General features: G+C 66.0%; 11 protein-coding genes. 5 read left to right on the top strand and 6 right to left on the bottom strand.

The features are described 5' to 3' along the window. The first annotated feature begins 69 nt into the window (after nt 1-69). A complete protein-coding gene (locus PVZ72_RS07135) occupies nt 70-1,338 on the top strand; it encodes a 3-phosphoshikimate 1-carboxyvinyltransferase (RefSeq protein WP_187979291.1) in 1,269 nt (422 codons plus the stop codon). A gap of 42 nt (nt 1,339-1,380) precedes the next feature. Further along, nucleotides 1,381-4,440 carry a hybrid sensor histidine kinase/response regulator gene (locus PVZ72_RS07130; protein ID WP_273861541.1) on the top strand — a complete coding sequence of 1,020 codons (3,060 nt, stop codon included), beginning with the start codon at nt 1,381-1,383 and terminating at the stop codon, nt 4,438-4,440. Here PVZ72_RS07130 and PVZ72_RS07125 read toward each other — a convergent pair. Further along, nucleotides 4,400-5,317 (bottom strand): helix-turn-helix domain-containing protein, encoded by a 918-nt coding sequence (locus PVZ72_RS07125; protein ID WP_252977122.1) that lies wholly within the window; start codon nt 5,315-5,317, stop codon nt 4,400-4,402. The two genes, PVZ72_RS07130 and PVZ72_RS07125, sit on opposite strands and share 41 nt — an antisense overlap. Before the next feature lie 114 nt (nt 5,318-5,431). Here PVZ72_RS07125 and pobA point away from each other — a divergent pair, with 114 nt between their 5' ends. Continuing rightward, entirely contained in the window at nt 5,432-6,616 is a 1,185-nt protein-coding gene (gene pobA, locus PVZ72_RS07120) for a 4-hydroxybenzoate 3-monooxygenase (RefSeq protein WP_273861540.1), read from the top strand. 77 nt (nt 6,617-6,693) lie between these two features. Continuing rightward, entirely contained in the window at nt 6,694-7,470 is a 777-nt protein-coding gene (locus PVZ72_RS07115; RefSeq protein ID WP_017640224.1) for a TSUP family transporter, read from the top strand. On the opposite strand, the gene nudC is transcribed toward PVZ72_RS07115, so the two are convergent. Together nudC and PVZ72_RS07105 are read right to left on the bottom strand one after the other, a co-directional pair. Then, nucleotides 7,438-8,265 carry an NAD(+) diphosphatase gene (gene nudC / locus PVZ72_RS07110; RefSeq protein ID WP_273861539.1) on the bottom strand — a complete coding sequence of 276 codons (828 nt, stop codon included), beginning with the start codon at nt 8,263-8,265 and terminating at the stop codon, nt 7,438-7,440. The genes PVZ72_RS07115 and nudC overlap by 33 nt on opposite strands. Next, nucleotides 8,262-9,701: a ferrous iron transporter B gene (locus PVZ72_RS07105; protein WP_273861538.1), complete on the bottom strand. Its 1,440-nt coding sequence runs from the start codon at nt 9,699-9,701 to the stop codon at nt 8,262-8,264. The genes nudC and PVZ72_RS07105 overlap by 4 nt, the downstream gene beginning before the upstream one ends. 3 nt (nt 9,702-9,704) lie before the next feature. On the opposite strand from PVZ72_RS07105, the gene PVZ72_RS07100 reads away from it, so the two are divergent. Beyond that, nucleotides 9,705-10,049 carry a hypothetical protein gene (locus tag PVZ72_RS07100; protein WP_273861537.1) on the top strand — a complete coding sequence of 115 codons (345 nt, stop codon included), beginning with the start codon at nt 9,705-9,707 and terminating at the stop codon, nt 10,047-10,049. 326 nt (nt 10,050-10,375) lie between these two features. On the opposite strand, the gene dnaQ is transcribed toward PVZ72_RS07100, so the two are convergent. Genes dnaQ through PVZ72_RS07085 form a run of 3 tightly spaced genes read right to left on the bottom strand, consistent with a single transcriptional unit; the run spans nt 10,376 to nt 12,362 of the window. Further along, entirely contained in the window at nt 10,376-11,110 is a 735-nt protein-coding gene (dnaQ, locus tag PVZ72_RS07095; RefSeq protein WP_273861536.1) for a DNA polymerase III subunit epsilon, read from the bottom strand. A gap of 18 nt (nt 11,111-11,128) precedes the next feature. Further along, nucleotides 11,129-11,593, bottom strand: a complete 465-nt coding sequence (gene rnhA, locus PVZ72_RS07090; RefSeq protein ID WP_133861675.1) for a ribonuclease HI — start codon at nt 11,591-11,593, stop codon at nt 11,129-11,131. Then, a complete protein-coding gene (locus PVZ72_RS07085; protein WP_133861674.1) occupies nt 11,586-12,362 on the bottom strand; it encodes a methyltransferase domain-containing protein in 777 nt (258 codons plus the stop codon). Before PVZ72_RS07085 ends, rnhA begins: the two co-directional genes overlap by 8 nt. Nucleotides 12,363-12,384 lie beyond the last annotated feature (22 nt).

Raw genomic sequence — 12,384 nt, 5'->3', positions numbered from 1 at the left:
CGAAATGGCATCATGGCGCCCCTGTTACGAACCGCCGTCACGGCCGTCGCGAAGTTGCTTGGAGCCCCCATGTCCGCCAGACCCTTTATCACCGTCACCCCGCCCAACGTCGCGCTGCACGGACGGATCGCCCCGCCCGGTTCCAAGTCCATCACCAATCGGGCGCTGCTCCTGGCCGCGCTGGCCAAGGGCACCAGTCGCCTGACCGGCGCCCTCAAGAGCGATGACACCCGGCACATGTCCGAGGCCCTGCGGCAGATGGGTGTCACCGTCGATGAGCCCGATGCCACCACCTTCGTGGTGACCAGCTCCGGTCGCCTGCAGCAGCCGGCTCAACCGCTGTTCCTCGGCAACGCCGGCACGGCGGTACGCTTTCTCACCGCGGCGGTGGCAACCGTCGCGGGCGCCGTGACCCTGACCGGCGACGCCTATATGCAAAAGCGCCCCATCGGTCCCCTGCTGGAAACCCTGAAGGCCAATGGCATCCAGGTGGACGCCCCTAGCGGCTGCCCGCCAGTGACCGTCACCGGCCAGGGCCGCCTCACCGCTCGCCGCTTCGAGGTGGATGCCGGTCTCTCCAGCCAGTACGTCTCCGCCCTGCTGATGCTGGCCGCGCTGGGCAGCGAACCGGTGGACGTCGCCCTGCGCGGCAGCGACATCGGCGCCCGTGGTTATGTCGATCTGACCGTCGAGGCGATGCGCACCTTCGGGGCCCAGGTCGAGCAGCTGGACGCCGCCACCTGGCGCGTCGCCCCGACCGGCTATGTCGCCCGGGACTACTTCATCGAGCCGGACGCTTCCGCCGCCACCTATCTCTGGGCGGCCCAGGCCCTGACCGGCGGCGCCATCGATCTGGGTGTGGCCGACGACGCCTTCACCCAGCCCGATGCCAAGGCCCGCGACCATATCGCCGCCTTCCCGCGGCTGCCGGCGGTCATCGACGGCTCGCAGATGCAGGATGCCATCCCTACCCTCGCCGTTCTTGCCGCCTTCAACGAGACGCCGGTGCGCTTCGTCGGCCTGGCCAACCTGCGGGTCAAGGAATGCGACCGGGTTGCGGCGCTGCACGACGGCCTCAACGCCATTCGCACCGGCCTTGCCCGCGTCGAGGGTGACGACCTGCTGGTAGCCGCGGACCCGGCCCTGGCCGGTACCCGGACCGATGCCGTGATCGAGACCCACGCCGACCACCGGATCGCCATGTGCTTCGCCCTGGCGGGCCTGAAAGTGGCGGGTATCCGCATTCTGGACCCCGAATGCGTCGGCAAGACCTATCCTGAGTACTGGAATGCCCTGCGCAGTTTGAACGTCCAGCTGAGCGAGGGTATCGAAGCCTAGGAATCGCTAGCCACACGCCCGCTCGCTGAATGGAATCTACGCATGTCGATCTCGCTGCTCGAACAGCAGGCGCTTCTGCAGTTGACGTCCCACGCCCTGGTCATCACCGACCACCACGGGTGCATCGAGCGCTGGAATCGGGGCGCCGAACTGCTGTGTGGCTGGCCAGCCAACGAAGCCCGCGGTCAGCGCTTCGCTGACCTGCTGGCGCCCGATCGGGATATCTCGTTCCTGACCACGGCTCAGCATCAGGCGCTGGTCGATGAACATGGCCAGGGCGCCGGCTGGATCACGGTAGAGGGCGGTACGCCGCGCTGGGTGGAGATCGCCACCACGGCCCTGAAGGACGCCGATACCGTACTCGGCTTCGTGCATGTGCTGCAGGACCGCACCGAACAGCTGATGGCCGAGGAGCGAGTACGCCTGGCCCAGGACGTCGGTCGCGTCGGCACCTTCGAATTGCTGCCCGGAGAGGCCCGCTTGCTGGTGTCCTCGGGGTTCTGCGAGCTGTGGGGATTACCGGTCAGCCGCAGCTATTCCCTCGATGAGCTGGTCCGCCAGCTGCATCCCGACGATGTCGCCAGCCTGCGAACCCTGACTGCCGCGCCGGACGACGACGCCCTCGACTATCTCGAATACCGCATCCGCCGGGCCGACACCGGCGAGGAGCGCTGGCTCGGTCGCCGCGGCCAGCTGATGACCAGCCAGGGCAATGGCCGCTACCTGGGCGTGTGCTACGACATCACCGAGCGCAAGCTCAACGAAGCCGCCATCACCGAGCGCGATCTCTGGCTGCAGGAGCTGTATCACGGCATGCGCGAAGGCTTCTACATGGCCCAGGCGATCCGCGATGCCAGTGGCCGGATGGAGGACTTCCGTTTCCTTGAGGTCAATCCGGTCTTCGCCACCCTGACCGGCATCCCCCTGGATCAGGTCCTGGGGCGGACGCTGCGCGAATCCCTGCCGCAGCTGGAAGCCGATCTGCTGCCCGCCTATATCGACTTCATGAACGGCGATGCCGAATTCACCCAGTTCGACATCCTGCTGCACCTGCAGCACGAACACTGGTACGAGGTGCGCGCCCACAAGCTGCCGGGCGATCGCTTCGCGGTACTCTTCATCGACATCAGTGGTCACCGGCGCCAGGCCCAGGAGCTGGCCCGTAACGAGGCGCAGCTGCGCGCCATCATCAACTCCATCGACCAGATGGTCTGGGCCACCCGCCCCGATGGCCACCACTTCTATTTCAACGATCGCTGGTACGAATTCACCGGGGTGCCGGAAGGCTCCACGGAGGGCGAAGGCTGGGCCAACGTCTTCCATCCCGACGACCAGGAGCGCACCTGGAAGGTCTGGCACCACAGCCTCAGCACCGGTGAGCCCTACCATATCGAATACCGCCTGCGACATCGTTCGGGCCGTTATCGCTGGGTGCTCGGTCGAGCGCAGCCGGTGCGTGACGCCAAGGGGCGCATCGAGCAGTGGTTCGGCACCTGCACCGACATCCAGAGCATTGTCGACGCCCGGGAAGTGCTCACCCGCTCGCGCCAGGAACTGGAACAGCAGATCGAGCTGCGCACCCGCGAGCGGGATCGGATGTGGCGTATCAGCCATGATCTCATGGTGATCTGCCGCGCCGACGGCGAGGTGAAGACGGTGAACAGCGCCGCCACTCGCCTGCTGGGACGACGCGAAACCGACCTGGCGACCGTCCAGCTCACCGAATTGATCCATCCGGACGATCAGCGCCAGGTCTTCGATACGCTACGCTGCCTGGGCCGCCAGCAGGGCTCGGCGAATCTCAGGGCGCGGGTGCGTGCCCGCGATGGCAGCTATCGCATCCTCGACTGGACCGCCAGCGCCGAGGACGATCTCATCTACGCCGTGGGGCGTGACGTCACCGAGCAGCAGGAGCTGCAGGAACAGCTGCGCCAGGCGCAGAAGATGGAAGCTGTGGGTCAGCTGACCGGGGGTATCGCCCATGACTTCAACAACCTGCTGACCGGCATCATGGGCAGCCTCGACATGCTGCAGCGGCAACAGAAGGCCGGCCGGCAGGACAAGTTCGACCAGTATCTGCATTCGGCGCTGACCTCGGCCCAGCGCGCGGCCGCCCTCACCCAGCGTCTGCTGGCCTTTTCCCGGCGCCAGGCGCTGGATCTGCAGCCCATCCATGTCAACGACAGTGTGCGCTCCATGGAGGAGCTGCTGCTGCGCAGTCTGCGCGGCGACATCGCGCTGGTCCTCGACCTCGACAAGGATGTCTGGCAGGCACTGACCGATGCCCACCAGCTGGAGAGCGCCCTGCTCAACCTGGTCATCAATGCCCGCGATGCCCTGCCCCATGGTGGCACCATCCGCATCGAGACCCGCAATGTCTATCTGACCGACAGCGGCAACGGCCTGGACGCCGTGAGTGCCGGCGACTATGTGGCGCTGCTGGTAGTGGACGATGGTACCGGGATGCCGCCCGAGGTCATGGCCCGCGCCTTCGACCCCTTCTTCACCACCAAGCCCATCGGGCAGGGGACCGGCCTGGGGCTGTCGATGATCTACGGCTACGCCAAGCAGTCCAAGGGCCATGTCCGACTCGACTCCCTGCCCGGCAAGGGTACGACCGTCGGCCTCTATCTGCCCCGCTACCTGGGCGCCGATGTCGAGCCGCCGCGGCTGACGTCGCCCACCGTCACGCCCCAGGGCGCGGGCAAGACCGTGCTGGTGGTGGAGGACGAACCCGTGGTCCGGCAGATGGTGGTGGATCTGCTGCGGGAGCTGGGCTATGCCACCCTGCAGGCCGAAGACGCCCGTGGCGCCCTGCCATTGCTGGAAAGCGGACGTCCCATCGATCTGCTGCTGTCCGACGTCGGGCTACCGGGCATGAACGGTCGCCAGCTGGCCGAGATCGCGCGGCAGCGCCGGCCCGGCCTCAGGGTACTGTTCGCCACTGGCTATGCCGAAGGGGCGCATCTGGACGGCTATCTCGACCCCGGCATGACGCTGATCACCAAGCCCTTCAACCTCGACGCCCTGGCTGCGCGGGTCGGCGAAACCCTGGCAGCCGTCAGCCCTGCCGTTGCTGGCCCGCCAGACGCCGATAACTGAGCGGGCTCTGGCCGGTGCCGCGGCGAAAGAAGCGCGCGAAGTAGGCCGGATCAGCGAAGCCGAGGGCATCGGCGATCTCGCCCACCGACGCCTGGGTGTAGCTCAGGGTGCGGCGTGCCTCCAGCAGCAGCCGCTGGTGCACGATGGCTAGCGCCGAGGCACCGGCCAGCTGCCGACACAGACCGTTCAGGTGTACCCCTGAAATACCGAGCGCCGTCGCGTAGCGACCCAGACTCCAGTGCTCGCGATAATGCTGCTCGACCAGCGCCAGGAAACGTCCCAGGTGCTGTTCGGCACGCCGCGGCAAGGCCGTGCCCTGCTCATGGCGATGTTGCCGCAGCAGCCAGATCGCCAGGCTGTCGAGCAGGGCCTCGAGCACTATCTCGCGACCCGGCTTGTGCCCTTCGTATTCAGCGACCAGTTGGCCGATCAACTGATCGATCCAGAGGGCATCGGGCGCTGCCAGGTCCAGGCACTCGGCCCCCAGGAACAATCCCTGACCGGCTCGCTGGCAGCGCTGCTTCAGCCGCTCCACCTGGGGTACCGGCAGGGTAATGACGAAGCCTTCGACCGCCGGATCGAAGTCGAAGGCATGGACGCACAGCACCGGCAGCACCACCAGCAGCGGTCCGCGCCTTTCCCCCTGCCAGTCTTCCAGCTGCAGGCGCACCCCACCGGTGCGCACATAGAGCAGTTGCGCGAGATCCGCGTGGCGATGGGTGTCGATATGCCAGGCATGCAGCCGACTGCGACTCTCGATGGTCTCGCAATGCAGCAGATCCGGTGCCGGCCAGGCCTGAGCCTCGCCATACAGCTTGAAGATGGGTGGAAAGGCGTTGGTCATCGTCAGTCCCTGGGCGATAGCCGCACGAATCATTGAAAAGTACCAGAAAGTATCGGAAAGGTCCCTGCCGATACCAGCCAAAATCGTCCAAAAATACCGGAGCCCTATAACAAGACGGCGATCACGCCAGACAAGAGGACAGACTCCATGCGTACCCAAGTCGTCATCATCGGCGCGGGCCCATCCGGGCTGCTGCTGGGTCAACTGCTCACCCGTTCGGGCATCGACAATGTCATCGTCGAGCGCCAGAGCGCCGATCATGTCCTCAGCCGCATCCGCGCCGGCGTGCTCGAACAGGGCACGGTCGATCTGCTGCACAAGGCCGGCGTCGCCGAGCGGCTGGAACAGGAAGGCCAGGTACACGAGGGGGTCGAGTTCGCCATCCATGGCCAGCGCGAGCGGCTGGACCTGAACGATCTGCTGGGCGGACGCTGCGTCACTGTCTATGGCCAGACCGAGGTCACCCGCGACCTGATGGCCGCCCGCGAGGCCAGCGGCGCCCCTACCCTCTACCAGGCCAGCGATGTCCAGCCCCATGAGCTCAAGGGCGAGCGCCCCCATGTCACCTGCCAGGTTGCCGGTGAGACCCTGCGCATCGACTGCGATTACATCGCCGGCTGCGACGGCTTCCATGGCGTCTCGCGCCGCAGCATCCCGGACGGTGTGCTCACCGAATACGAGCGGGTCTATCCCTTCGGCTGGCTGGGACTGCTGAGCGATACCCCGCCCGCCGCCGATGAACTCATCTACGTCAACCACCCCCGCGGCTTCGCCCTGTGCAGCATGAGATCGGCGACTCGCAGCCGCTATTACCTGCAGGTGGCAGCCGGGGACTCGGTGGAGAACTGGCCGGACGAGCGCTTCTGGGCGGAACTCAAGGCCCGCTTGCCAGCCGAGACGGCGGCCCAGCTGGTGACCGGTCCGTCCCTGGAAAAGAGCATCGCCCCACTGCGCAGCTATGTGGTCGAGCCCATGCAGTACGGCCGCCTGTTCCTGGTCGGCGATGCCGCCCATATCGTCCCGCCCACTGGCGCCAAGGGGCTCAACCTGGCCCTGGGCGACGTGCGCAATCTGCATCTGCTGCTGGAGCAGTCCTATCGCACCGGCGATGCCGCCTGCCTCGAACGCTATTCGACGCTTTGCCTGAAACGCATCTGGGCGGCGGTGCGCTTTTCCTGGTGGATGACCACCGCCCTGCACCGCTTTCCGGATACCGACGCCTTCACCCAGCGGGTGCAGGACGCCGAACTCCAGGCGCTGCTCGATTCCAGAGCGGGTCGCACGACCATCGCGGAAAACTACGTCGGACTGCCCTTCCCCGCACTGGACTGACCAGGGGCGGCGACAGGTGGTGACGGCTGCGCGTCTGATGCATGATGGCGCCCCCGTTCCATCTGGCGCCCTACCCCATGCTCGAATTCGCCCTGGACCCCATGACCCTGACGCTGCTGGCGGGGGTCGCCTTTCTGGCCGGCTACATCGACGCCATCGCCGGCGGTGGTGGCCTGCTCACGGTGCCGGCCCTGCTGATGGCCGGCGTGCCGCCCCACCTGGCGATCGGCACCAACAAGCTCAGCTCCACCTTTGGCAGCGCCACCGCCGCCTACACCTTCTATAGACGCAAGCTGTTCCATCCCCGTCAGTGGCGGCATGCCCTGGTGGCTACCGCCATCGGTGCGGGGATCGGCGCCCTGGTCGCCCACCATCTTTCCGCGGACTTCCTCAATCAGCTGCTGCCGGTCGTGGTGTTCAGCTGTGCCCTCTATCTGCTGTTCGGCGGTACGCCCAAGGCGCCGGTGCTCAGCGATGCGCCCGTGCCGCAGCGGCGCCAATGGCCCCAGGGCCTGACGTTGGGCGCCTATGACGGCCTCTTCGGACCGGGCACCGGCGCCTTCTGGACCGTCAGCAGCCTGCTGCTCTACCCGCTGGACCTGCTCAAGGCCAGTGGCGTGGCCCGCACCATGAATTTCGTCAGCAACGGCGTCGCCCTGGTGATGTTCATCGCCCTGGGGCAGGTGCTCTGGGTACTGGGGCTGACCATGGGCCTGTCACTGACCCTGGGTGCCTATCTGGGCGCGCGCAGCGCCATCGCCGGCGGCGCCAAGTTCATCCGCCCGGTGTTCATCTGCGTCGTGCTGGCCTTGACCGTCAAGCTAATCTGGCAGCACTGGTTCAGCGCCGCCTAGCCGCTCGACGCGATAGCGATCGATCAGAAAGCGCGAGATGGAAAAGGCCGGCGGCAGCGTCGGCAACTCGCGCAGATGGAACCAGCGGGCGTCTTCGATTTCCTCCGGCTGGCAACGGATGTCGCCACTCAGATAATCGACGTGGTAACCCAGCATCAGGGAATGCGGATACGGCCAGTTCTGGCTGCCCTGGTAGCGCAGGTTGGTGACCGCAACGCCCACCTCTTCCATGATCTCCCGGTGCACGCAAGCTTCCGCCGACTCGCCCGGCTCGACGAAGCCCGCCAGGGTGCTGAAGACGCCGGGCGCGAAACGGGGCGATCGCGCCAGCAACACCTCATCGCCACGGGTGACCAGGGCGATCATGCTGGGCGACAGCCGTGGGTACTGGGTGAGCTGGCAATTCGGGCACTTGAGGCCGCGCTGGCCATCGAGCGCGAAGGTCCGGGTACCGCACTGGCCGCAGAAGCGATGCTGCCGCGCCCAGGTTCCGATCTGGTTGGCATAGCCCAGCAACTTGAACAGCGCATGGGGCGATTGCAGCATCAACGGCCGCAAGGGCTGCCAGAGGCAGCCATCGATATCCTCAGGCGTATCCAGTTCGAGCAGCGTGACCGGCTGCGCCTGCCACTGCCCCATCCCATGGCGCTCCCCTTCGAAGCCCTGGACGCGCGGATCATCCAGGGCGAAGAGCACCTCGGTGCCCGAGGTCAGAAACGCCTGGCCGCTGTGGACGACCAGCCAGCCACCGGAGGGCTGGGCGGCCTGGAACCAGCCAGGCTGCCAGACACTCATGCCGCAGCCGAGGTCCAGCCCAGGGCGCGAATGCTCTGCGCCGCGATATCGAGAATCTCCGGGGTGCCGTCCTGGCTCTCGGTGCCACCGCTTTCGACAAAGAACTCGATGCTGCTGAGGGCATCCGCCAGCACTTCGAGGGTCGCCGACTCGCAGGCCTGACCACCTTCGATCAGGCAGCGCTGGATGTAACCGGTACAGGCCCGCACCAGCTCGGCCGCGCGGGGATTACCCAGGAAGAACAAGGCACCGCGGACGGTATCCAGCAGCGCCGGCACGGTGGCCAGGTGCAGGGTATCGCCACGGGAATCGAGAAAGGCGCCAATGGCGCGCTTGGCGTCGGTCAGGCCCTTGTAGGCCTCCCGGTGCAGCAACGCCTGGGCCTCGCCCAGCTGATAGTTGGCGACGCTGACCTGGACACCCTCGGCTTCCAGCGGCACGTCGATCAGCGAGCCCTGCCCTTCGGGCTGGCCCAGCAGGCTTTCCACCAGCAACAGAGCATCGGCCAGGGGCGCCAGGTCCTCCAGCACGACCGTCCGGTCGCGGAACTGGGAGATATTGGGCAGGCACTGCTGCAGCACCTGACCGGCGTTCTCCTGCCCGACCATCTCCAGGGTCTTGCCCAGCAGGCCGACCTGGACATACAGCCGGGAGAAATTATCGGAGCGAGGCAGGCGATTCTGCTCGGCGCCGGTGCGCAACTCGGCCTCGATGAGGTCGATCAGGTCCTTGACCGTCTCCACCTCTTCGCGGATCGCCGCGGACAGCGAATGCATCACCGCATGACCGGGACCGGCGAGCCGCTTCTTGCCGGCTTCGAGCTGGGCATCGGTAAAGCCGAGTCGCTCGAAGCCGTAGGCGTTCATGACCTCTTGCGGATGGGCGCCTTCGACACCGGCCAGCGCCAGCAGATAGAGCAGCTCCTTGAGGGTGCTGCGGGCCGGCTCGTGCAGCTCGTTGCCCAGCATCTGGCGCAGTTCGCGATCGACCCGGGCGAACAATTGTTTGCGTTCACGGGTGGCCGTCAGGCGGCCCTGAGCGAAGCCCTCGACCGTGGCCGCGGCGACCCAGGGCAGGTAGCCGCCGACATGATCGTGCAGCAGCGCCGCGGAGCGCTCCAGCGCCCTGGCCATGAGCCTGAGGCTGGCCACGCCATTGACGTCGCGCAGGAAACCCAGCAGGCCGACCTGGTACATCTGACGCATCCGGCGCGCCTGGGCCTGACGCTCACGCACGCCAAGACTAGTGGTCTCGCTGATCAGGGGACGCTGATCGAGGCGGACACTGAAGAAATAACTTTCCGGGAGTTCGGGTTCGCCGCCAGCGAGTCGCAGGGCGTTGATCGCCGGCAGCAGCAGCTCGGGCATCTCGTCCTGACCGCTACGAAGCTGTTCGAGATAGCGGCGCAGCACATGCAGTCCACGACAGATCGCCATGAGATGCTCGTCATGTTCGGCACCGGCGCCGGCAGGAATGTCGTTGGCGATCTGCAGCGTCTGATGGGCGAGCAACTGGGCGCCAGTCAGCTCTATCAGCGTGAGGGCGCCACGAATCTGGCCGATGCTCTCGACCGCGCGCTGCAACAGGCTGCTGCAGTGCCGTTCGACAATGAATCGCTCGAGATGGGATTCAGCTTCCTCGATGGTCGCGAACAGCTGTTCGCGGACCAAGCTCAAAGCTCTTGCTCCGGTCACCATGGTGCCTTACGCCTCCTGCGCCATTACAACCTCGCCAACGCCATTTTAAAACGGGAAAAAAGGCTTGCTATTCCAACTGGAGCCTAGGTACCTGCGTCTTCCTGACCGGGTCACACTAATCATTCCAGGCGGACGGGTATGGGACTACTCGCCACGCCAAAGAACCTTGCTCTGGAACGCTAGACCTGTAAATCCACAACAGCGAAGCGATAATTCCGAATCGTCATATGATTTTGAGGAACAAATAAAGTTCCGCGCAATTCGAAATTCGAGGCTTCATGCGGGCTCAAATGACCAGCCTGCAGCATCTTAGTTGAACAATAGCTGAAAATTGTGAGGTCTTTCAGCTTATTCAGACGAACGCGAACGCCCGCTCCCGGACCGAGCGGGCGTCCGGCGAGCGCTGAAAGGCGCTATTCGGCGTCGGCGCCGGCCAGCCAAAGGGGGGTCCGGCCGCAGCTCTTTTCGATGGCCGCCATGCGCGCCGCATGGGCATCGAGATCGGTGCTGGTCGCGCTGATCACCCGTGTCCGCGGGCGATCGGCCGGCAACCGCCTGATCGGCATGACGTAATTGCCGTCACCATTGCCTTCCTGGCCGTGGGCGGCCAGCGACAGGCTGGTCTGGCCACCGGTCATGGCCAGGTAGACGTCCGCGAGGATCTCGGCGTCCAGCAGGGCGCCATGCAGCTCGCGGTTGGAGTTGTCTACGCCATAGCGCTTGCAGAGGGCATCCAGGCTGTTGCGCTGGCCGGGATGCCGGCCGCGGGCCATGACCAGGGTGTCGAGCACCGAGCAGTGCTGGGAGATGTCGGCGCGCTCGGGATGGACACCCAGCCGGGCGAACTCCATGTTGATGAAGCCCACGTCGAAGGGCGCGTTGTGGATGACCAGCTCGGCACCTTCGATGAACTCGAAGAAGCTGTCGGCGATCTCGGCGAAGCGCGGCTTGTCGGCGACGTAATCATCGGTGATGCCGTGGACCGCGATGGCGCCCTCGTCGATCTGCCGATCCGGGTTGAGGTAGACATGGAAATGCCGCCCGGTCAGGCGCCGGCCGACGACCTCGACCCCGCCGATCTCGATGACCCTATGGCCATCGGTCACCGGCATGCCGGTGGTTTCGGTATCCAGAACTACGTATCTCATCGCTAACCTCTTGCCTGGTTACGCCTTGGCGGCCTGCTTGGCCTGCCGGACGTCGTCGACACCGCGGTTGGCCAACTGGTCGGCTCGCTCGTTCTCGGGGTGGCCGGTGTGGCCGCGCACCCAGCGCCACTCGACCTGGTGGCGCTGAACCTGTTCGTCCAGGGCCTGCCACAACTCGGCGTTCTTCACCGGCTGGCGCGCGGCGGTCTGCCAGCCCCGCTTCTTCCAGTTCACCAGCCACTGGGTGATGCCCTTCATCACGTACTCGGAGTCGGTGGTCAGGCGGATCTGGCAGGGGCGCTTGAGCGCCGCCAGGGCCTGGATGGCCGCCATCAACTCCATGCGATTGTTGGTGGTGTTGGCTTCGCCGCCCCAGAGCTCTCGCTCCGCACCCTTGAACTTCAGCAAGGCGCCCCAGCCACCGGGGCCGGGATTGCCCTTGCAGGCGCCGTCGGTAAAGACCTCGACGATGTCGTCACTCATTGGATTCACTCGATTCGCGGCGGCTGATCTTGGCCACCGGCATGGGCACCAGCTTGCCGCGCGGTTCCTTGCGCGCCTGGGGCACGGGGCGCAGGCCGAACATCAGCTTGCGCGCCGACAGCAGATAGAAGCCCGCGCCCGCTGCCTGCTCGCAGTTGGGTTCGGCTTCACCCTGCTCCATCCAGGCCAGCCGCTGCTGCCACTTGGGGGATGAAAGCGGCGGACGATAACACCCGAAGCGCCGTTTCTCCAGCGCGAAGCCCAGCACCGACAGCCAGTCGCCGACCCGGCTGGGGCCGAAACAACGGGCCTTGCGCAAGGCATCCCGAGCCAGGTAATGGCGCACGCCCCAGAGACTCCAGGGATTGATGCCCACCACCACCAGGTGCCCGCCCGGGCGCACGCTCAGTGCCGCTTCACGCAACAGCCGATGCGGCGCCAGGGAGAAATCCAGACCGTGCTGCAACAGGACCACGTCGGCCGCGTGCTCGCCCAGGGGCCAGGCACCCTCTTCGCAGACAATGTCCACATCACCCAGCGGCGGCCCTATGCGCACCGCATGGCGGAGCTGACCACAATTGGCCGGCGCCTCGGGGTGCGGACCGTAATGGATCAGGTAACTGCCGAAGTGACGCTTGAGCTCTTCGTCGATCAACACGCGCTCCTGCTCCAGCAGCAGCTGGCCCAGTGGACCGGCCAGCCAGTCCCGTGCCGAGCTCATCAGCCTCAGCCAGCGCGGATCGACCTGGGCGGAGAATTCATCGTGCATCGTCTGGTCCTCTCATATTGAA

It is taken from the genome of Pseudomonas sp. LA5 (assembly GCF_028640825.1).
Taxonomy (GTDB): domain Bacteria; phylum Pseudomonadota; class Gammaproteobacteria; order Pseudomonadales; family Pseudomonadaceae; genus Chryseomonas; species Chryseomonas aestiva.
The sequence above is the reverse complement of the archived record's forward strand: the minus strand, read 5'-3'. Positions and strand labels throughout refer to the sequence as shown.

Coding starts and splice junctions, on each gene's coding strand:
- PVZ72_RS07135 (WP_187979291.1), top strand. CDS start 70: ATGTCCGCCAGACCCTTTATCACCGTCACCCCGCCCAACGTCGCGCTG.
- PVZ72_RS07130 (WP_273861541.1), top strand. CDS start 1,381: ATGTCGATCTCGCTGCTCGAACAGCAGGCGCTTCTGCAGTTGACGTCC.
- PVZ72_RS07125 (WP_252977122.1), bottom strand. CDS start 5,317: ATGATTCGTGCGGCTATCGCCCAGGGACTGACGATGACCAACGCCTTT.
- pobA (WP_273861540.1), top strand. CDS start 5,432: ATGCGTACCCAAGTCGTCATCATCGGCGCGGGCCCATCCGGGCTGCTG.
- PVZ72_RS07115 (WP_017640224.1), top strand. CDS start 6,694: ATGCTCGAATTCGCCCTGGACCCCATGACCCTGACGCTGCTGGCGGGG.
- nudC (WP_273861539.1), bottom strand. CDS start 8,265: ATGAGTGTCTGGCAGCCTGGCTGGTTCCAGGCCGCCCAGCCCTCCGGT.
- PVZ72_RS07105 (WP_273861538.1), bottom strand. CDS start 9,701: ATGGCGATCTGTCGTGGACTGCATGTGCTGCGCCGCTATCTCGAACAG.
- PVZ72_RS07100 (WP_273861537.1), top strand. CDS start 9,705: ATGCTCGTCATGTTCGGCACCGGCGCCGGCAGGAATGTCGTTGGCGAT.
- dnaQ (WP_273861536.1), bottom strand. CDS start 11,110: ATGAGATACGTAGTTCTGGATACCGAAACCACCGGCATGCCGGTGACC.
- rnhA (WP_133861675.1), bottom strand. CDS start 11,593: ATGAGTGACGACATCGTCGAGGTCTTTACCGACGGCGCCTGCAAGGGC.
- PVZ72_RS07085 (WP_133861674.1), bottom strand. CDS start 12,362: ATGCACGATGAATTCTCCGCCCAGGTCGATCCGCGCTGGCTGAGGCTG.